Below are 18,735 nucleotides of genomic sequence, written 5' to 3' on the forward strand. Positions count from 1 at the left end.
CTCAGCCCCGGAACCGCTCGCGCCGCAGGATCGAGGCCAGCAGTCCCATCGCCCCGACCATGCACATCAGCCCCGGCGCCGCGACCGGCGGACCCATGGGCACGTTGTAGGACGCGTTCCTCCACCCGCCGGGCTTGCGGGCGACCCCGCGGGCGTGCAGGTATTCGCCCATCAGGCCGTTGGCGGTGTAGACACCCGCGGTGATCGGCAGCCAGAGTTTCGCCCAGCGCCGCGAGAACACCCCGCCTATTCCTGCGACCACCACCGGCGGTGTCACCACGATCGGACTCCACATCCACTTGTTGCCGAAGCTGGCCTTGTAGTGCTCGAAATAGATTTCCGCCGTCGTGACGACGGCCGCGACGGCCGTCAGCCCGGACAGCGAGCGTTCGAAGCGACCGTGCGCGACGTCGTACAACGCGCGCTCGGCGATGTGTTCGGCCTCGCCCGTGCGTCGACCGCCATTGCTTAACAACAACATTGGGTTCCTTTCCTCGCCATTTGAGTCAGCCGATCGGCTGCGCGGGCTGATCCGGATATGCGGGGATGTAGTGCGAGGCATAGGCGGGAGCGGGTAGCCGCGCGCGGAGAGTGCCTGCCGCCGTCTTGCCCACGCGTCACCTCATTCCTGAAACGAAACACGCTCGGCCAGCCGGCGCGATGAACCCTCGCGACGGCCGCCCAAAGAACTGGCAAGCGCCCAGCTGCGTGTTTCAACCGAGGTGGTCCCGACAGCGCGTCGTGACCGAAGCGCATCCGGTGCGTACCCGATTCCCGCCGGTGTAAACAGTTCGATCGGTGTCGGGTTGGCCGCCCGTCGGGGTTTCTTGCGAGCCCCGGCGGCCGTCCGTGACGTCTCTCAACCACGTCGGCTGTGATGTCTCAGGACATCAGTGACAGTTCTGCATCAGGGCTTCAGTGACGGTTGGTGTGTCAGGAGTTTGGTGACGGTTTCTCGGGGTTGGGGCGGCGGGGGCCGCGGGGTCGGCCGTTGCCGACGTATCTGATGCCAGGTGCGGGTCGGGTGTGTTCGATGAGGACTTCGCCCTGCAGGTCGGTGACGATGACTTTGTCTGCGGCGCTGACGACGAGGACCTGTTGAGCGTCGGTGGCCGGTTGTCTTGAGTCAAGAAGATGGCAGGTTTTTGCTGGTGAGGTAGGCCTGTTTGGGGGTGTGGTCGGCGAGGGCTGATCGGATGGTGTTGTAGATGATGCGGAAGCGGTGGACTTCCATGTCGAGGGCGTCGCCGTCGCCGATGTAGCCGCGGTAGAGGTGCTCGTATTTTAGGGTGCCGAAGAACCGTTCGATGACGCCGTTGGTTTGTGGTGATTTGATGCGGGTGCGCACGTGGCGCAGCAGGGGGTCGTCGCCGGTGAAGGCGATCTGAAAGGTTTGGCCGCGAAAGCAGGGACCGTTATCAGAGACCAGGGCAATGGGGGCAGGGGCGTGGCCGATGACGGTTTCGGCGGCATCGACGATGTCCATGAGGCCGCGGTCGTCGCGTAAGTCGGCCAGGTCCAGGATGCGTTGGGCTTCGGTGATGGCCAGCTGCAGACAGCGCAGGGCATCAGCACCTCGGCCGGTAGGGGTGACGGTGACGGCCAGGCAGTATTTGGTGGCGTAGTCGATGACCGCGCAGATGCGCCAGATACCGCCGGTAGTGGTTTCAAATTCAGAAAAGTGGGTCTGCCAGACCCGGTTACGTTCGGTGGGCGGATCCTGGAACACTTTGCGGCGCAACACAGCCCAGGACTTGCGATCCGCCCGAAAGCCTTGCGGCAGAAGCAGTCCGCGCCGCCGTAAGGCTCGGGCCACCGAGGAATTGGTGACGTCGTGGCCATCGGCACGCATCAACGCGGCGATCTTGCGATACCCCCACGCCGGCCAGGCTTCGGCGTACTTGGCGGCCACCGCCTCGATGCGGTCGACTGTCGGCGCCGGCCACGGCCCTTTGATCGGGGCACCGTGACGCAGCGGCGCCAACCATCGTCGGTAGGTGCGTTCGGGGATGCCGGCCAAAACGCAGAACCTCGAAACCGGCAGACCCGCTGCTTCTCTTAGGGCTTCGAGGTCGACGAAGGGACCTGATCGGCGAAAGCTGCACCGCGCTGCCAAATCCGCAACTGCACCGTGGCTTCGGCCAGCGCCAGCTTGAGTTGCTCGTTTTCCATCCGCAGCCGCCGCTGCTCGGGATTGCCCAGCTTGCCTGCCGGCCCACCAGGAACCTCCTCGAGCCGCTCAGCGCCGGCCTCCAGGAACTGGTGCTTCCACTTGGTGACGGTGACCGTGGCGACCCCACACCGGCGTGCTGCCTCAGCACACGTCATCTCGTTGGCCAAGACTGCCACCACCAGCCGGGTTTTCTCCTCAGCCGGAATCTTCGTCCGTCGCGACCGAACCATCTGCTCAACCTTTCAACTCCGGCCGCAGTTATCCACACTTTGCGACCCTGCCAAAAAGTTTGAGTCAGTGGATGGTCGTATAATCGAACACATGTTCGAGTACTCGCTAGCGTCGCGGTCGACGCCGGAATCGTCGGCGCTGCTGGATCGGATGCGTGAGGCGGGCCGTGCGGAGGCGCGGGCCGCCGCCGACCGGTTGGTGGCGGTCGGCGAGCTGTTGGTGTTGCGCTGCCGGGACTCGGGGGAGCGGGCGGACTGGGCGGCCGACGCGTGGGAGGCGGTTGCCGGGCAGGTCGGTGCGGCGCTGGGCTGCAGTGTGGCGATGGCGCATAGCTACCTTCGGTACGCGGTGGCAATGCGCGAGCGCCTGCCGCAGGTCGGCAAGGCCTTCCAGGCCGGCGATTTCGACTATCGCGCGTTCCAGACGATCGTGTTCCGCACCGACTTGATCACCGACGCCGAGGTGTTGGCGCGGGTGGATGCCCGGCTCGCGGCGTTGCTGTCGCGGCGCCCGTCGCTGACCCGCGGCGGGTTGAGCGCGGCGGTGGATCGCGTGGTGGCGCTGGTGGATGCCGATGCGGTGCGCCGGGCCAAGGAGGCGGCCAGCGATCGGTTCGTGGATGTGCAGGCCAACGAGTCGGGGATGGCGTGGCTGACGGGCAGCATGTTCGGCGCCGACGGGCATGCCCTGGATCGGCGGCTCGACGAGCTGGCGCGCGGCGTCTGTGACGCCGACCCGCGCAACCCGCGGCAGCGGCGTGCCGATGCGCTCGGGGCGCTGGCCGCCGGGGCGGACCGGTTGCGGTGTCAATGCGGAACGCCCGAGTGCGCCGCCGCCGAGCGCACCCCGAGCGCCGTGGTGATTCACGTGGTCGCCGAGCAGGCCGCGGTCGCCGGCCACGGCACGGTCCCGGGCGTCCTGCCCGGTTTCGAAGGACTCCTGCCGGCCGAGGTGATCGCCGAGTTGGCCCGTTCGGCCAAGCTGGTGCCGTTGGACGTGCCGGGCCAGGCCGAGCCGCGCTACACCCCGTCGAGGCGGCTGGCCGACTTCGTGCGGTGCCGGGATCTGACGTGTCGGGCGCCGGGCTGTGATCGCCCGGCCGTCGACTGCGACATCGACCACACGATCCCGTACTCCGAGGGCGGTGCGACGCATCCGTCGAACCTGAAAGCCCTTTGCCGCCAACATCATTTGCTGAAGACGTTTTGGGGGTGGCGGGACGAACAGTTGCCCGACGGCACCCTGGTCTGGCGGCTGCCCGACGGGCACACCTACGTCACCACCCCGGGCAGCGCGCTGCTGTTCCCCAGCCTGTGCGCGCCCACCGGCGACGTCCCAGCCCCCACACCCGTCGAGCGGTGCGGCGAGCGCACCGCGATGATGCCGCTGCGCACCCGCACCCGCGCCCAGAACCGGGCCCAGCGCATCGCCACCGAACGCCACCGCAACCGCCGAGCCCGGCTGGCCGCCCAACCCGCGGTGCCAACCAGCTCGTCATCCGCCGGCCCCGCGCCCCCCGACGACGACCCGCCACCCTTCTAGTCGCGGGTCAGACGGATTTGGTGACGCCCACGTAGGACAGGACCACGTCGGATTCGTCCGTCACCTGAGTCAGGGTCGCGTAGGACCGGATGAACGACTGGCCGACGCAGCCGTCGATCTTGACGTGGAAGCCCGTGACGATGACCCGGGGATTGGGGCCCTTGAAGTCTTTCTTGGCCACCGGTACGACAATTACGACGCCGGGCTTGAGGCCGACGGTGACCACGCCGTTCAGCGGTGTGGTGATCAGCGGGACGGCCACTGGCGTACCGGCCCCCAGGCCCGCGATGCCGAGGCCCGGGCTGACGCCGGCGCTGCCCGCGATGGTGACACCGTTGGACGTGCTCATGTCGATTCCGCAGCCGATCTCGTAACCCACGTCGAGCACCCCGCGAGGCTGTTCGAGCCCGTCCAGCGAGCCGAAAAACGTTCCGCGGGCGAGGTATTCGCGAGACGAGACCGCGGTGGTCAACGGCGCTATGGGGGCTTGCGACTCGTCCTTGGCCGCAAGTGTCAGGGTCCAGCCTTCGGGCGTCGTGAAGGTCACCGGGTCCGATGACGGCACCCGCCCGTCGTCCGGTGCCCCGGCGGTGGCCGCGGCGTTTTCGGCGTCGGGATCGGCGGCCGTCGGCGGTGCCGAAACCACTGATGTGACGACGCACAACGAGAGAATCGCAGCGCGACGGACGATGACGGCTACCGGCCACACGAGCGATACCGTATGCGCGGGCCGATTCCGGCCCAGAAATTTGCTGGCCGACCGGCCGAAGTCGTTGTGCGTTCGTGACCGTTATGGAACATCGGTCCGAACTCGGGCGATGACCGGTGTGAAGGGCGGCGATGAGAACCCGTCTGCGCGCTCGCCGACTGTTCGCCGGGGCCGCCTCGTCTGGCTGAAAGCAACGGCCGCAATGCTGAGACGACTGCGGTGCTGGGCGATGCTCAGGTCCAAAATCGACCTGCCCGACCGCAACGATTGAGCCCCCGGAGCAAACCGCCTGGCCAGGACCGCTGAGCCCGGCGATGTGCCATGATGTCGGAGCTGTCAAGACACAAGGGAGCGGCCGTGGATCTCAACTTGTCGATTGTCACGCGACCGGTCGAGCGCCTGATCGCTACGGCGCAGAACGGGCTGGAGGTCGTCCGGCTGGGCGGCTTGGAAACAGGTAGCGTCCCATCGCCGTCGCAAATCGTCGAGAGCGTACCGATGTACAAGCTCCGGCGTTATTTCCCACCGGACAGCCGGCGCGAGAAGCCGCCGGTGGGCCCGCCGGTGCTGATGGTCCACCCGATGATGATGTCGGCCAACATGTGGGACGTCACGCGCGAGGAGGGCGCGGTGGGCATCCTGCACGCCAACGGGTTGGACCCCTGGGTGATCGACTTCGGCGAGCCCGACAAGGTCGAAGGCGGCATGCGCCGCACGCTGGCCGACCACATCGTCGCGCTCAGTCAGGCCATCGACACCGTCAAGGACGTCACCGGCAGCGACATCCACCTGGTCGGCTATTCGCAGGGCGGCATGTGGTGCTATCAGGTCGCCGCCTACCGGCGGTCGAAGAGCCTGGCCAGCATCGTCACCTTCGGTTCGCCGGTGGACACCCTGGCCGCCCTGCCGATGGGCATCCCGGCAAACTTCGCCGCGCCCGCCGCCAATTTCATGGCGGACCACGTCTTCAGCCGGTTGGCCATCCCCAGCTGGATGGCGCGCACCGGCTTTCAGATGCTCGATCCGCTCAAGACCGCCAAGGCGCGCGTCGATTTCGTCCGCCAGCTGCACGACCGTGAGGCGCTCCTGCCGCGCGAACAGCAGCGCCGGTTCCTCGAGCGCGAAGGCTGGATCGCCTGGTCGGGTCCCGCGATCTCGGAACTGCTCAAGCAATTCATCGCCCACAACCGGATGATGACCGGCGGCTTCGCCGTCAACGGCCAGATGGTCACGCTCACCGACATCACCTGCCCGGTGCTGGCCTTCGTCGGCGAGGTGGACGACATCGGGCAGCCGGCCTCGGTGCGCGGCATCCGGCGGGCGGCACCCGACGCCGAAGTCTACGAATCCACCATCCGCACAGGCCATTTCGGCTTGGTGGTGGGGTCGAAAGCGGCGCAACAGAGTTGGCCGACCGTCGCCGAGTGGGTCAAGTGGCTGTCCACCGGCGGCGACAAGCCGACGGGCATCGACCTGATGGCCGACCAGCCCGCGGAGCACAGCGACAGCGGGGTCGCGCTGAGCTCCCGGATCACGCACGGCCTCGGGGAAGTGTCCGAGGCGGCGCTGGGCATGGTCCGCGGCGCGGCGAACACGGTGGTCGCGGCGAACAAATCGATGCGCACCCTGGCCGTCGAAACGGCCCGCACGCTGCCGCGCCTGGTCCGCCTGGGCCAGATCAACGACCACACCCGCATCTCGCTGGGCCGCATCATCGACGAACAGGCGCACGACGCCCCCCAGGGCGAATTCCTGCTGTTCGACGGGCGGGTGCACACCTACGAGGCCGTCAACCGGCGCATCAACAACGTCGTCCGCGGGCTGATCGAGGTCGGCGTCCGGCAGGGCGACCGGGTGGGCGTCCTGATGGAGACGCGACCCAGCGCGCTGGTGGCCATCGCCGCCCTGTCCCGGCTGGGCGCGACCGCGGTCGTGATGCGACCGGATGCCGACCTGGCCGCATCGGTCCGGCTCGGCGGGGTGACCGAGCTGCTGACCGACCCCACCAATCTCGAGGCGGTGCTGGCGGCGGACCGCCAAGGTCTCCGGCAGGTGCTGGTGCTCGGCGGCGGCGAGTCGCGCGATCTGCACCTGCCCGACGACAGCGATGTCATCGACATGGAGAAGATCGACCCGGACGCCGTCCAGCTGCCCGGGTGGTACCGGCCCAACCCGGGATTGGCCCGCGACTTGGCGTTCATCGCGTTCAGCGCGGCCGGTGGCGAGCTGGTGGCCAAGCAGATCACCAACTTCCGCTGGGCGGTGTCGGCCTTCGGGACGGCCTCGACGGCCGCCCTGGACCGCCGGGACACCGTGTACTGCCTGACCCCGCTGCACCACGAGTCGGCGTTGCTGGTGAGCCTGGGCGGCGCGGTGGTCGGCGGCACCCGCATCGCGCTGTCCCGCGGCCTGGACCGCGACCGGTTCGTCCAGGAGGTGCGGCAGTACGGCGTCACCGTGGTGTCCTACACCTGGGCCATGCTCCGCGAGATCGTCGACGATCCCGCGTTCGTGCTGCACGGCAACCACCCCGTCCGGCTGTTCATCGGGTCCGGCATGCCGACCGGCCTGTGGGAACGGGTCGTCGACGCGTTCGCGCCCGCGCACGTCGTCGAATTCTTCGCCACCACCGACGGACAAGCGGTGCTGGCCAACGTGTCCGGCGCCAAGATCGGCAGCAAGGGCCGTCCGCTGCCCGGCGCGGGCCGCATCGAGCTGGCCGCCTACGACCCCGAGCACGACCTGATCCTGGAGAACGAGCGCGGCTTCGTCCAGGTCGCCGAACCGAAACAGGTCGGGGTGCTGCTCGCCGCGTCCAACGGCCCGATCGATCCGACGGCGTCGGTCAAACGCGGAGTCTTCGCCGCCGGCGACACCTGGATCTCCACCGAGTACCTGTTCTACCGCGACGACGACGGGGACTTCTGGCTGGCGGGCCGCCGCGGCTCGGTGGTCCACACCGCGCGCGGCCTGGTGTTCGACGAGCCGGTCACGAACCTGCTGGGCTGCATCAACGGTGTCGATCTGGCGGTGACCTACAACGTGCCGGTGGGCGACCGGGAAATCGCGGTATCGGCGGTGACGCTGCTTCCCGGGGCCAGCATCACCGCGGCCGACCTGACGGATGCCGTCGCCAGGATCCCGATCGGGGTGGGGCCCGACATCGTCCAGGTCTGCCCGGAGTTGACCTTGAGTGCGACGTACCGCCCCACGGTCAGCGCCCTGCGCGCGGCGGGAATTCCCAAGCCGGGCCGTCAGGTGTGGTACTTCGATGCCGACGGCAACTTCTTCCGCAAGCTGACCCCCACCGTGCGGTCCGAGTTGAGCGGGCGTTCCGATGGTTGACGATTCACTGCTGAGCATCCTGGTCTGCCCGGCCGACCGGGGCCCGTTGCTGCTCATCGACGATGAGCTGTACAACCCGCGGCTGCGGCGCGCCTATCGCATCGAGGACGGCATCCCGGTGCTGCTCGTCGACGAGGCCCGCGACGTCGACGACGACGAGCACGCCCGGCTCATGGCACGAGGCCGTCCGGCAGATCCCCGGTGAGGTAGCGCTGCAGGTTCGGGGCGACGGTCCGGGCGACCTGCTCCGCCGGCAGCGACGCGAACGGCTCCAGCTGCAGGACGTAGCGCGCCATCACCACGCCCACCAGTTGCGAGGCGACGAATTGGACGCGGATCAATCCGCTGCCGGGCGGATTGTCCACGCGCGGGCCGATTTCCACCCCGATCACGTCCTGGATGAACGAGCGGAACAGGTTGACCTCCGTGCCGGCAAGGATGGAGCGCAGGGCCGCGACGAACGCGGTGCCGACCTCGGAATCCCACAGCGGCAACAACATCGACGGCAGCGTGTGGCCGAGTTCCTCGACGGGCACCTCGCGCAGCCGGCCGATCACCTGCATCGGGTCGATCGGGATGTGCACGGCGGCCGCGAAGAGCTTTTCCTTGGTGCCGAAGTAATGGTGCACCAGGGCGGAATCTACCCCGGCCGCCGCCGCCACCGCGCGTATCGAGGTGTCGCGAATACCGTTCCGCGCAAACAACTCTCGGGCGCTGGCCAGGATCCGCTCGCGGCTGTCGGAGCTGCCGGCCGGGCGTCCGCGCCGCCTGCGCCCGGCCTCGACGGACGCCACTACGGGGTCCGCCGCCGCAGCGTCGCGGCCGCCAGGCACAGCGCCGCGAGCGCGAACCCCAGCACGACGACGATGTCGCGCACCGCGACGTAGGTCAGCTGTGGGTGGGCGCCCACCTGCTGCAGCGCCTCCAGCGCGTAGCTGGCCGGCATCACGTTGCTGACCCACTGCAGCCAGTGCGGCATCAACGCCCGCGGCACGATGATGCCGGCCAGCAGCAGCTGGGGCACCATCACTAGCGGGATGAACTGCACCGCCTGAAACTCGGTGCGCGCGAAGGCGCTACACAGTAGGCCCAGGCCCACGCCGAGGACGGCGTTGACGATCGCGATCGCGAACACCCACGCCGGGCTGCCTGCGGTGTCGAAGCCGAGCAACCAGAACGACACGATGCATGCCAGCACCGCCTGCGCCGCGGCGGCCACCGAGAAGGCGGTGCCGTAGGCGATCAGCAGGTCGAACCGGCGCAGGGGAGTGGTCAGGATGCGCTCCAGCGTCCCGGAGGCCCGTTCACGCTGCATGGTGATGGCCGTGATGATGAACATGACGAACAGCGGGAACAGTCCCAGCAGGATCAGGCAGGCGTTGTTGAACGGCGCCGGGGTGCCGGGGCGGTGCGGCGCGTTCTGAAACATGTAATACATCAACGTGATCACCAAGATCGGCACGAACAGGATCATGGCGACGCTGCGGTGGTCGGCCGCCAGTTGGCGCAGGATCCGCGTCGTGGTGGCGGTGTAGCCCTTGAGTCCTAGCCGGCCTGGCGCATGGTGCTGCGCTTGATGATGGACAGAAACGCGTCCTCCAGTGACGGGCATCCGGTGTCCTCTCGTAGTCGGGCCGGGGTGGTGTGGGCAAGCAGGTGACCGTCGCGCATCAGCAGCAGGTCGCCGCAGTGGTCGGCCTCGTCCATGACGTGGCTGGAGACCAGCAGCGTGGTTCCGGCGCGGGCGAGGTCGGTGAACTGCTCCCAGAGATCGGCGCGCAGCACGGGGTCGAGGCCGACCGTGGGCTCGTCGAGGACGAGCAAATCGGGCCGGCAGACCAGCGCGCAGGCCAGCGACACCCGGGTGCGCTGCCCGCCGGAAAGGTTGCCGCAGAGGGCGGTCCGGTGGTCGGTCAGCCCGACCCGCTCGATCGCGGCGTCGGCGGAATGGTGGTCGAAACCGTACAGGGCGGCGAAGTAACGGACGTTGTCGACGACCCGCAGGTCGTTGTAGATCGTCGGGTCCTGGGGAAGGTAGCCCACCCGGCGGTGCAGCGCCGCCGACCCGGCCGGGTGGCCGAGCACCTCGACCGTCCCCGAGGTGACGATCTGGGTGCCGACGATGCAGCGCATCAGGGTGGTCTTGCCGCAACCGGAGGGGCCGAGCAGGCCCGTGATGCTGCCCCGCCCGATCTGCACCGAGAAGTCGTGCAGGGCGGGGCGTTTTCCGCGGACGGCCCGCAGGTGTTCGATGCGGACGGCCGGGGTCGCGATTAATTCATCACGTGATGAAGTCATCATGTGATGAATATCGTCCTCCGGCGAGGAGATGTCAAGGGTTGAGGCGCTCGTCCAGTCCGGGGCGGCGCAGCGGCAGGTGCCCGTGCACGCCCTCGGCATAGGCGGTCTCGGCGTGCTGGGTGAGGTCGACGCCGGTCGTCTCGTCCTCCGGGCTGAGCCGGAAGCCCATCACACGGTCGATCACCTTGGCGAGCACGAACGACACCGTGAACGCGTACAGCGCGACCACGACGATCGCGAGCAGTTGCTTGCCCAGCTGGGTGAAGCCGCCCCCGAACAACAGGCCCCGCGGGCCCGCCGTCATGACCGCCGTGGCAAGCAACCCGATCAACGACACCCCGACGACGCCGCCGACGAAATGCACACCGACCACGTCGAGCGAATCGTCATAGTTGAAGCGGAATTTCGCGCTGACCGCGAACGAGCACACCACCCCGGCCGCGAGGCCGACGACCGCCGCGCCCAGCGTGTTGACGGTTCCGCACGACGGCGTGATGGCGACCAGCCCGGCGACCACACCCGACGCCGCGCCGAACGTCGTCGGCCTGCCGTCGCGGATCTGCTCGACCGAAAGCCAGCCGAGCATGCCGAGGCAGCCGGCGACGAGCGTGTTGAGGAAGATGGCCGCGGCGGTCCCGTTGGCGGCCAGGGCGGAACCGGCGTTGAACCCGAACCAGCCGAACCACAACAGGCCGACGCCGAGCAGCACCAGCGGCAGGTTGTGCGGCCGCATGGCGTCCTTCTTGAAGCCGATGCGCGGGCCGAGCACCAGCGCCAGCGCCAGCGCGGAGGAACCGGACACGATCTCCACGACGAGGCCGCCCGCGTAGTCGAGCACCCCCAGCTTGGCCAGCCAGCCGCCGGGTCCCCAGACCCAATGCGCGACAACCGAATACACGACGACCGCCCACACCGGCACGAACACCATCCAGGCCGCGAACTTGGCGCGGTCGGCGATCGCGCCGCTGACCAGCGCGGCCGTGATGATCGCGAACGTCACCTCGAAGGTGGCGAACAGCAGTTCGGGAACCGTCCCGCGGGTGGTGTCCGGGGTGATCCCGAGCATCCCGACGTGGCGCAGGTTGCCCAGGAACCCGCTCGCGCCGTCTTCGGAGAACGCGATCGTGTAGCCGACCAGCAGCCACGCCACCGTGACGAGCGGAATGGAGATGAAGCTCATCATGATCATGTTCAGCACCCCGGTGGTGCGGACCATCCCGCCGTAGAAGATCGCCAGACCGGGGGTCATCAACAGCACGAGTGCGGTGCTGGCCAGCAGCCACGCGGTGGCGGCGGGGTCGATCGGATGCATGACGCGCGCTCCTTCACTGGGTCGCAAGACACCGGGATATTGCCATGGTGGCGCCGCCGGTAGGTTCGGTGGGTGGCCGCAAGCCAGCTGTTAGTCGACCCCGTGGCGGCCGCGCATCGGCTCCTCGGCGCCACCCTCACCGGCCGCGACGTCAGGGCCGTCGTCGTCGAGGTCGAGGCGTACGGCGGCGTGCCGGACGGCCCGTGGCCGGACGCGGCGGCCCACTCCTACCGCGGCATCAGTGGGCGCAACGCGGTGATGTTCGGACCCCCTGGCCGGCTCTACACCTATCGCAGCCACGGAATCCACGTCTGCGCCAACGTCTCCTGCGGTCCGGACGGCACGGCCGCGGCCGTCTTGCTGCGGGCCGCCGCGCTCGAGGACGGCGCCGACGTCGCGCGCGCCCGCCGCGGCGAGCTGGTCCGCGCGGCCGCCCTCGCCCGGGGGCCGGGCAACCTGTGTTCGGCCCTGGGAATCACCATGGAGGACAACGGGATCGACCTCTTCGACGCCGACAGCCCGGTGACCCTGGAACTCAACGAGCCGCTGACCGCCGTGTCCGGTCCCCGCGTCGGCGTCAGCCAGGCCGCCGACCGGCCCTGGCGGTTGTGGCTCACGGGCCGCCCGGAAGTCTCGGCCTACCGGCGCAGTCCGCGGGCGCCGGCCCCGGGAACCAGCGACTAGACCCGGCGACTGTGGGTGATATGCACCAGAATTCGGCCGGATCCGTGCGTAACCCCCACGCTCGGCCGGCTAAGCGCGCGCCGGCTCGGCCGGGTGGGTGACCACGCGAAAGCCGGGGTCCGCGCGGCGCGCGAGGAAGACGAACGTCACGGCCAGCAGGGGCGCGACGGCGCTGTATACCGCGGCCGGCGTGGCCATTTCGGCGCTGTTCAGCAGTTGCGGGCTCAGCGCGATGCCCATCGCCACCACGGCGTTGTGCATGCCGACCTCCAGGCTGACCGCCACGGCCTGCCGCGGAGCCAGCCGCATCAGGCGTGGCGCCAGGTAGCCCACCGTCAGGCTGACGGCGCAGAACGCGACGACGGCCCCCGTCAGCGCGCCGATGTTGTGCCACAGCGTCGTTCGCCCCCCGGCGATGGCACCCAGCACGGCGACGACCAGCAGCGCAATGGCCAGTATCCGGACCGGTTTCTGCAGGCGCCGGACCAGCCCCGGGAAGCGGTGCCGGAAGGCGACCCCGACCGCGATGGGGACGAGCACCATTCCGAAGACCGTGAAGAACTTGTCCGCCTGGAGCGGCAGGAACCGCCCCCCGCCCAGAAACCAGGTCATCGACACCGCCAGGATCGCGGGCAACGCGACGATGGACAGCACGGCGTTGATCGCGGTCAGCGTCAGGTTGAGCGCCAGGTCGCCGTTGAACAGGTGGCTGAGGATGCTGGACATCGTCCCGCCGGGGGTGGCGGCCATCAGCATGAGCCCGACCGCCAGGTGGGGTTCGAGACGGAAGGCCTCGGCGATGACCAGGCACAGGGCCGGGAGCAACAGCGACTGACAGATCAGGGCAACCACCAAAGGCTTGCGCAGCGTGGCGGCCCGTTTGAAGTCGTCGACCGTGAGCGTCAGCCCGAGGGCAAACATCACGACCACGACGACCAACGGCCAGAATGGGCTGTCCATGACGCTCCGCGTTGTCGGTGCACTTGTCGCCGAAGGCTCTGGTGCGACGCAGCGCCGCGCATGAGCTTGCCTTATCGGGCGGCGCGAGGGCGAATCGCGGCCCCGGGAGCGACTAAAGTCGCTGGCGATGTCTTCCGGGATCTTTGACGAGCTGAGCTGGCGCGGCCTGATCGCGCAGTCCACCGACCTCGACGCGCTGGCCGCCGAGGATCGACCGCTGACGGTGTACGCCGGCTTCGACCCCACGGCCCCCAGCCTGCACGCGGGCCACCTGGTGCCGCTGCTGGCGTTGCGCCGTTTTCAGCGCGCCGGCCACCGTCCGATCGTGCTCGCCGGCGGGGCCACCGGCATGATCGGCGACCCGCGCGACGTCGGGGAGCGCACCCTCAACGAGGCGGACACCGTCGCCGAATGGACCGAGCGCATCCGCGGGCAGCTGGAGCGCTTCGTCGATTTCGACGAGTCCCCGACGGGCGCGGTCGTCGTCAACAACCTGGACTGGACGGCCCCGCTCTCGGCCATCGAGTTCCTGCGCGACCTGGGCAAGCACTTTTCGGTCAACGTCATGCTGGACCGCGACACCGTCCGGCGCCGGCTGGAGGGCGACGGCATCTCCTACACCGAGTTCAGCTACATGCTGTTGCAGGCCAACGACTACGTCGAATTGCACCGCCGCTACGGCTGCACGTTGCAGATCGGCGGATCCGATCAGTGGGGCAACATCATCGCCGGGGTCCGGTTGGTCCGCCAGAAGCTGGGCGCGACGGTGCACGCGCTCACCGTCCCGCTGGTGACGGCGGCCGACGGCACCAAGTTCGGCAAGTCCACCGGCGGCGGCAGTCTGTGGCTGGACCCCGCGATGACCCCGCCGTACGCCTGGTACCAGTACTTCTTCAACACCGCCGACGCCGACGTGATCCGCTACCTGCGGTGGTTCACCTTCCTGTCGGCCGACGAGCTGGCCGAGCTGGAAAAGGCCACCCAAGAGCGCCCGCAGCAGCGCGCCGCGCAGCGGCGGCTGGCCCACGAGCTGACCGTGTTGGTGCACGGGGAGGCGGCGACCGAGGCCGTCGAGCATGCCAGCCGGGCGCTGTTCGGGCAGGGCGAACTGGACCGGCTCGACGAACCGACCTTGGCCGCCGCGCTGCGCGAGACCTCGGTCGCCGAGCTCGAACCCGGCGCCCCCGACTCCATCGTCGACCTGCTGGTGGCCACCGGACTGTCCGACAGCCGCAAGGCCGCGCGCCGCACGATCGGCGAGGGCGGCGTCTCGGTCAACAACGCCCGGATCGAGAGCGACGAATGGGCCCCGCGGCCCGCCGACTTCCTGCACGGCCGGTGGCTGGTGCTGCGCCGCGGCAAGCGCAACGTCGCCGGGGTCGAACGAGTAACCGCGTAGGCCGCGCGGTTGTCGCTTCACGACAACAAATCGGCGCGGGGACGGGCGGGGTGTACGACGTAGTCCTCGGGCCTGAACTGGCGAGTGCGCCTGCGAAAGTCGAACGTCGCGCTCGGCCATAAGTGACTGTTGCGGCCGGTGGCATCGCGGTACCAGTTGTCGCAGCCGCCCGCGGTCCAAACGCTGCCTTCGGTGAGTTGGTCCACCGCCTCCACGAACCGCGCCTGGGCCTGCACCGTCGGCTCGATGGTTGCGGCGCCGCGGTGGGCGGCGTACCGGATCGCGTCGATCACGACCTCGATTTGGGACTCCAGCATGTGGATCACCGAGGTATGGGCCAAGCCGATGTTGGGTCCGTGCATGAGGTAGACGTTGGGGTAGCCGGCGACCATCGTGCCCAGGTGAGCGCGTGGGCTCCGGCCCCAGGACTGCGCCATGCTGGCGCCGTCCGCGCCATAGATGCGGTCGGTCAGCGGCAGGTGGTCGGTCTTGAAGCCGGTACCGAAGATGATGGCGTCGACTTCGTGCAGTGTCCCGTCATTGTCGACGATCCCGGAGCGGGTGACCTCACGGATGCCGCTCGTGACGACGTCGGCATTCGGCTGGTCAAGCGAGCGCCAGTAGTCGTTGGAGATCAGGACGCGCTTGCAGCCGAGGCGGTATGTCGGCGTCAGCTTGGCCCGCAGATCCGGGTCCGACACCTGGGCGCGCAGGTGCTTGAGGGAGGTCCGCTCGGCCGACTTCATCAGGGCGGGATGCCGGAAGGCGAGCACGTTCAGCTCGCGTCGGGCGTAGATCCGGGCCCGGTAAAGCCAGTGCAGTCCGGGCACCTTCTCGAGCAGGCGCTGTTCGGTTGGGCCGATGGCGCGGTCGTGCCGCGGCATGACCCAGGGTGCGCTGCGCTGAAACAACGTGAGTTGTGCGACGTGGGGCTGGATCGCGGGGACGAACTGGATCGCCGAGGCGCCCGTGCCGATCGCGGCCACCCGCTTGCCGCGCAGGTCGAACGAATGGTCCCAACGAGAGGAGTGGAACACCTTTCCCGCGAAGTGGTCGATGCCAGGCAGGCGGGGCATGGCCGGATCCGCGAGGGCGCCGGTGGCGACCACCATGTGCTCGGCCTCGATCGCGCCCTGTCGCGTCGTCAACCGCCAGCGCGCGGCTGAAGCGTCCCAGCGGGCTTCCTCGACGGGGCAGTTCAGGCGGATGTGGGGCGTCAGCCCGAAGTCGTCGGCCACCCGCTGCAGGTAACCGAAGATCTCGGGCTGCGGAGAGAACATGTGCTGCCATCGTGCGTTGGGGGCGAAGGAGAAGGAGTACAGGTAGCTTTCGACGTCGCACGCCGCGCCCGGGTAAGCGTTGTCCCGCCACACGCCGCCCACGGCGCCGGCGCGCTCGAGGACGACGATGTCGTCGATGCCGGCTTGGCGCAGCCGGATGGCCGCGCCGAGGCCGGCGAATCCTGATCCGATGATCGCGACTCGCACCACGCGAGCCCCGTTGCGATTGAGTGCGTTGGTCATGGCTTCGACACGCCGATCTCGCTCGCCGGAGCGGCACCGCTCGCACTCAGGATCGGCTGGCTTGCCGCGCGTGGGCTTGGCGGAAAGGTCGCCAGCCAGGAGCGGTAGCGGCGCAGCGCGCGGCGTCGGTGCAGTTGGTCGCAAACCATGGCGTATGCGGGGCGGGTGCCTAGCGCGGGTTGCCGGCCGCGGGCGATGCGCCGCAGCTGGTGGCGGACGAGCGCCATGCTGGCTGCCGACGCAAGCGTCTTATCCGTCCAGTTCACTCGGCGGAGCTGGCCGCGCGCTTGCCTGCCCGCGCGCCAGCGGTTCGGAAGGTCAGGGGTTACCGCCAGCGCCGTGGCCATGCCGACCACCGACACTCCGTGGTCGAGCGCTGTCTCGGCGGTCTCCCGATGGGTTATCCCACCCGTGAGCATCAGCGGCAAGGGGCTGGTCTCAGCCAATGCGGCGGCCAATTCCAGGAAGTACGCCTCCCGCGCTTGTGTGCGTGCATCAGCGGGGCGCCCCGTCATCGCCGGGCTTTCGTAGCTGCCGCCGGACAGCTCGACAAGGTCAACACCGAGGGGCTCGAGCATGCCGATCACCTGGCGCGCGTCGTCGGCGTCGAAACCCCCGCGCTGGAAATCGGCCGAGTTCAATTTCACCCCGACCGCGAACGACGGTGACACCGCCGAGCGGACCGACCGCACCACGTCCACCAGCATCCGGGCCCGATTGTGCAGCGAGCCACCCCACTCATCGGTTCGGCGGTTGCTCAGCGGAGAGAGGAATTGCGAAAGAAGGTATCCATGCGCCGCGTGCACTTCCACGCCGTCGAATCCGGCTTGTTCGGCACGAACGGCCGCGACCGTGAATCGTTCGACGGTGGCCGCGATCTGTTCGGGCGTCATCGCGATCGGCTGGCCGAAACGCTTGCTGTGCTTACCCGCGTCAACCCCGATCGCCGAGGGCGCCCACGTAACCCCGGGCATGTCGGCCTGCACCTGGCGGCCGGGGTGATTGATCTGCATCCACATCGCGGAACCGCCGGCCTTGCCGGCCGCGGCCCACTGCCGGAACGGCTCCAGTGGCGCCGCATCGTCGAGAACGACGCCTGCGGGGCCCGTCAGTGCCTGGGCGTGGACCATCACGTTGCCGGTGATCAACAGCCCGGCACCGCCGGTTCCCCAACGCCGGTATAGCGAAAACAATCGTTCTCCGGGCAGCTGCCCGGAGTCCGCCATGTTTTCTTCCATCGCCGCCTTGGCGATCCGGTTGCCCAGTGTCAGGCCGTTGCGCAGAGTCAACGGCGAAAACAGTTCGGTCGACATCGTGAGGAGCCTCTCGATCGGATATGATGTGAACGCCGCTTACAGTACGGTGGCAATGTGAGCAGTGTCAACATGAGTGAAAGTGAGCTATGTCAACCTCGACCGCGCCCTACCACCACGGCGATCTACCGGCGGCGTGCCTGCGCGCCGCGATGGAGCTGCTTGAAGAAGGTGGGGCGACGGAGCTATCACTGCGTGCCGTGGCAAGGCGCGCCGGCGTGTCCCCCGGGGCCCCGTATCGCCATTACGCCAACCGCGAGGCTCTGTTGTCCGCGGTCGCGGCGGTCGGCTATCGCGAACTTGCCGCCCTCTTGAACTCGGCCCAGCGCGCGCCGGCATCGCCGGATGACCTCGCGGACGTCGCGGTCGCCTATGTGCGGTTCGCGTTGGATCGGCCGGCGCTGTTTCGAGCGATGTTCGGCGAGCCCTGCGATCAGGGCCGCGAACGGGTGGCGGCAGCGGCGGTGATCTCCGAGTATCTGGGAGCGATCGTGCGACGGATTTTTCCCGACGTCGACGAACACGCGATGTCGACCGCTGTCTGGGCGCTTGTCCATGGCTTGGCCTTCCTGCATCTGGACGGCAAGCTTGATTCCTCCGATCCCGCTGAAGTGTCGGCTCGCGTGCGCGCTGCCATCAACGCGATGCTCGGAGCGTCCGGCGGCGATTAAGGCTGCCAGCCGGTCCCCGTCGTGGGGATCGAAAAGGTCTCAGGAACGCACCCGCAAAACGCCTGGATGCGCAAATCTTTACCGCACCGTGTTGCGGCTGTGACCCGCATTGGCCAGGGTGGTCACGGTGACATCCCTGAGGCGTGTGGAGTGGGCCCTGCTGCGTCTCGTCGGAGTGGGCGCCTGTGTGGCGGGCCTGGCGGCGCCGCTGGCCGCGCCGGTCCGCGCCGACATGCGCGGGAATGCCTTCCTGATGGCGCTCAGCAACGCCGGCATCACCTATCCCCATCCGGCCAGCGCCCTGGCGCTGGGCGAGTCGGTGTGCCCGATGCTGGTCATGCCCGGGCAGTCCTTCGACTCGGTGGCCGCCGAGATGTCGAACCGCAGCGGGCTGGGCTACGAGTCGGCCGGCCTGTTCACCATCGTCGCCGTCGCTGTTCGCCACCAAGATCGCCGAGGAGGCCGTCACCACGGACCGCAAGATCGACGTCCGCAGCGAGCTGCGGTGTGCACCCCCGGTTCCCACGCTGGTCGAGATGTCCAAAGAGGCCGAGATGATCGTGGTCGGCAGC

Annotated in this window: 18 protein-coding genes and 1 pseudogene; 8 read left to right on the top strand and 11 right to left on the bottom strand. The window is 68.7% G+C overall.

Annotation, left to right across the window (positions count from 1 at the left end; all coding sequences use genetic code 11):
• Position 1 precedes the first annotated feature (1 nt).
• From BRW65_RS26450 to BRW65_RS26460, 3 genes are all read right to left on the bottom strand, one after another.
• Complete coding sequence (locus BRW65_RS26450) at positions 2–481, bottom strand: hypothetical protein (RefSeq protein ID WP_073879753.1); 480 nt, start codon at positions 479–481, stop codon at positions 2–4.
• A 645-nt stretch (positions 482–1,126) separates the two neighbouring features.
• Positions 1,127–2,020, bottom strand: a complete 894-nt coding sequence (locus tag BRW65_RS26455) for an integrase core domain-containing protein (RefSeq protein WP_139273239.1) — start codon at positions 2,018–2,020, stop codon at positions 1,127–1,129.
• 38 nt (positions 2,021–2,058) lie between these two features.
• Complete coding sequence (locus tag BRW65_RS26460) at positions 2,059–2,403, bottom strand: helix-turn-helix domain-containing protein (RefSeq protein ID WP_073879758.1); 345 nt, start codon at positions 2,401–2,403, stop codon at positions 2,059–2,061.
• Between the two features lie 91 nt (positions 2,404–2,494).
• On the opposite strand from BRW65_RS26460, the gene BRW65_RS26465 reads away from it, so the two are divergent.
• Positions 2,495–3,946: an HNH endonuclease signature motif containing protein gene (locus BRW65_RS26465; protein WP_084188004.1), complete on the top strand. Its 1,452-nt coding sequence runs from the start codon at positions 2,495–2,497 to the stop codon at positions 3,944–3,946.
• A gap of 7 nt (positions 3,947–3,953) precedes the next feature.
• Here the strand turns inward: BRW65_RS26465 and BRW65_RS26470 are convergent, their stop codons facing one another.
• Positions 3,954–4,655, bottom strand: coding sequence for an MspA family porin (locus BRW65_RS26470; RefSeq protein WP_244168219.1), 702 nt, complete (start codon positions 4,653–4,655; stop codon positions 3,954–3,956).
• 109 nt (positions 4,656–4,764) lie between these two features.
• Here BRW65_RS26470 and BRW65_RS32050 point away from each other — a divergent pair, with 109 nt between their 5' ends.
• The 3 genes from BRW65_RS32050 (at position 4,765) to BRW65_RS26480 (ending at position 8,205) form a co-directional block, all read left to right on the top strand.
• Positions 4,765–4,926 (top strand): hypothetical protein, encoded by a 162-nt coding sequence (locus tag BRW65_RS32050; protein ID WP_208611932.1) that lies wholly within the window; start codon positions 4,765–4,767, stop codon positions 4,924–4,926.
• A gap of 86 nt (positions 4,927–5,012) precedes the next feature.
• Complete coding sequence (locus tag BRW65_RS26475; protein WP_073879786.1) at positions 5,013–8,000, top strand: acyl-CoA synthetase; 2,988 nt, start codon at positions 5,013–5,015, stop codon at positions 7,998–8,000.
• Positions 7,993–8,205, top strand: coding sequence for a Trm112 family protein (locus tag BRW65_RS26480; RefSeq protein ID WP_068217817.1), 213 nt, complete (start codon positions 7,993–7,995; stop codon positions 8,203–8,205). Before BRW65_RS26475 ends, BRW65_RS26480 begins: the two co-directional genes overlap by 8 nt.
• Here BRW65_RS26480 and BRW65_RS26485 read toward each other — a convergent pair.
• Genes BRW65_RS26485 through BRW65_RS26500 form a run of 4 tightly spaced genes read right to left on the bottom strand, consistent with a single transcriptional unit; the run spans position 8,171 to position 11,613 of the window.
• Positions 8,171–8,794, bottom strand: a complete 624-nt coding sequence (locus BRW65_RS26485; protein ID WP_073879788.1) for a TetR/AcrR family transcriptional regulator — start codon at positions 8,792–8,794, stop codon at positions 8,171–8,173. The two genes, BRW65_RS26480 and BRW65_RS26485, sit on opposite strands and share 35 nt — an antisense overlap.
• Positions 8,794–9,612 (bottom strand): ABC transporter permease, encoded by an 819-nt coding sequence (locus BRW65_RS26490; RefSeq protein ID WP_139273241.1) that lies wholly within the window; start codon positions 9,610–9,612, stop codon positions 8,794–8,796. The genes BRW65_RS26485 and BRW65_RS26490 overlap by 1 nt, the downstream gene beginning before the upstream one ends.
• Complete coding sequence (locus tag BRW65_RS26495) at positions 9,546–10,301, bottom strand: ABC transporter ATP-binding protein (RefSeq protein ID WP_073879760.1); 756 nt, start codon at positions 10,299–10,301, stop codon at positions 9,546–9,548. Before BRW65_RS26495 ends, BRW65_RS26490 begins: the two co-directional genes overlap by 67 nt.
• Positions 10,302–10,332: 31 nt before the next feature.
• The gene (locus tag BRW65_RS26500; RefSeq protein WP_073879762.1) at positions 10,333–11,613 is read right to left on the bottom strand and encodes an ammonium transporter; all 1,281 of its coding nucleotides are present in this window, start codon (positions 11,611–11,613) and stop codon (positions 10,333–10,335) included.
• Between the two features lie 72 nt (positions 11,614–11,685).
• On the opposite strand from BRW65_RS26500, the gene BRW65_RS26505 reads away from it, so the two are divergent.
• A complete protein-coding gene (locus BRW65_RS26505; protein ID WP_073879764.1) occupies positions 11,686–12,297 on the top strand; it encodes a DNA-3-methyladenine glycosylase in 612 nt (203 codons plus the stop codon).
• A 69-nt stretch (positions 12,298–12,366) separates the two neighbouring features.
• Here BRW65_RS26505 and BRW65_RS26510 read toward each other — a convergent pair whose 3' ends face one another.
• The gene (locus BRW65_RS26510) at positions 12,367–13,257 is read right to left on the bottom strand and encodes a bile acid:sodium symporter family protein (RefSeq protein ID WP_073879766.1); all 891 of its coding nucleotides are present in this window, start codon (positions 13,255–13,257) and stop codon (positions 12,367–12,369) included.
• 127 nt (positions 13,258–13,384) lie between these two features.
• Between BRW65_RS26510 and tyrS the strand changes: the two genes are divergently transcribed.
• Positions 13,385–14,656: a tyrosine--tRNA ligase gene (gene tyrS / locus BRW65_RS26515; protein ID WP_073879768.1), complete on the top strand. Its 1,272-nt coding sequence runs from the start codon at positions 13,385–13,387 to the stop codon at positions 14,654–14,656.
• Positions 14,657–14,673: 17 nt separating this feature from the next.
• On the opposite strand, the gene BRW65_RS26520 is transcribed toward tyrS, so the two are convergent.
• Complete coding sequence (locus BRW65_RS26520) at positions 14,674–16,179, bottom strand: flavin-containing monooxygenase (protein WP_073879770.1); 1,506 nt, start codon at positions 16,177–16,179, stop codon at positions 14,674–14,676.
• Complete coding sequence (locus BRW65_RS26525) at positions 16,176–17,492, bottom strand: NADH:flavin oxidoreductase/NADH oxidase family protein (RefSeq protein ID WP_073879772.1); 1,317 nt, start codon at positions 17,490–17,492, stop codon at positions 16,176–16,178. Before BRW65_RS26525 ends, BRW65_RS26520 begins: the two co-directional genes overlap by 4 nt.
• Positions 17,493–17,581: 89 nt before the next feature.
• Between BRW65_RS26525 and BRW65_RS26530 the strand changes: the two genes are divergently transcribed.
• Both BRW65_RS26530 and BRW65_RS26535 read left to right on the top strand, forming a co-directional pair.
• Positions 17,582–18,163 carry a TetR/AcrR family transcriptional regulator gene (locus BRW65_RS26530; protein ID WP_073879774.1) on the top strand — a complete coding sequence of 194 codons (582 nt, stop codon included), beginning with the start codon at positions 17,582–17,584 and terminating at the stop codon, positions 18,161–18,163.
• Positions 18,164–18,281: 118 nt separating this feature from the next.
• A pseudogene (locus tag BRW65_RS26535) lies at positions 18,282–18,599 on the top strand (DUF732 domain-containing protein); the annotation flags it as partial.
• Positions 18,600–18,735 lie beyond the last annotated feature (136 nt).

Source organism: Mycobacterium paraffinicum, assembly GCF_001907675.1.
GTDB classification, from domain to species: Bacteria; Actinomycetota; Actinomycetes; order Mycobacteriales; family Mycobacteriaceae; genus Mycobacterium; species Mycobacterium paraffinicum_A.

Bases quoted from the DNA above. Each gene is read 5' to 3' on its own strand.
- BRW65_RS26450 (WP_073879753.1), bottom strand. From the start codon at position 481: ATGTTGTTGTTAAGCAATGGCGGTCGACGCACGGGCGAGGCCGAACAC.
- BRW65_RS26460 (WP_073879758.1), bottom strand. From the start codon at position 2,403: ATGGTTCGGTCGCGACGGACGAAGATTCCGGCTGAGGAGAAAACCCGG.
- BRW65_RS26465 (WP_084188004.1), top strand. From the start codon at position 2,495: ATGTTCGAGTACTCGCTAGCGTCGCGGTCGACGCCGGAATCGTCGGCG.
- BRW65_RS32050 (WP_208611932.1), top strand. From the start codon at position 4,765: ATGACCGGTGTGAAGGGCGGCGATGAGAACCCGTCTGCGCGCTCGCCG.
- BRW65_RS26480 (WP_068217817.1), top strand. From the start codon at position 7,993: ATGGTTGACGATTCACTGCTGAGCATCCTGGTCTGCCCGGCCGACCGG.
- BRW65_RS26490 (WP_139273241.1), bottom strand. From the start codon at position 9,612: ATGCCCGTCACTGGAGGACGCGTTTCTGTCCATCATCAAGCGCAGCAC.
- BRW65_RS26495 (WP_073879760.1), bottom strand. From the start codon at position 10,301: ATGATGACTTCATCACGTGATGAATTAATCGCGACCCCGGCCGTCCGC.
- BRW65_RS26500 (WP_073879762.1), bottom strand. From the start codon at position 11,613: ATGCATCCGATCGACCCCGCCGCCACCGCGTGGCTGCTGGCCAGCACC.
- BRW65_RS26510 (WP_073879766.1), bottom strand. From the start codon at position 13,257: ATGGACAGCCCATTCTGGCCGTTGGTCGTCGTGGTCGTGATGTTTGCC.
- tyrS (WP_073879768.1), top strand. From the start codon at position 13,385: ATGTCTTCCGGGATCTTTGACGAGCTGAGCTGGCGCGGCCTGATCGCG.
- BRW65_RS26520 (WP_073879770.1), bottom strand. From the start codon at position 16,179: ATGACCAACGCACTCAATCGCAACGGGGCTCGCGTGGTGCGAGTCGCG.
- BRW65_RS26525 (WP_073879772.1), bottom strand. From the start codon at position 17,492: ATGTCGACCGAACTGTTTTCGCCGTTGACTCTGCGCAACGGCCTGACA.
- BRW65_RS26530 (WP_073879774.1), top strand. From the start codon at position 17,582: ATGTCAACCTCGACCGCGCCCTACCACCACGGCGATCTACCGGCGGCG.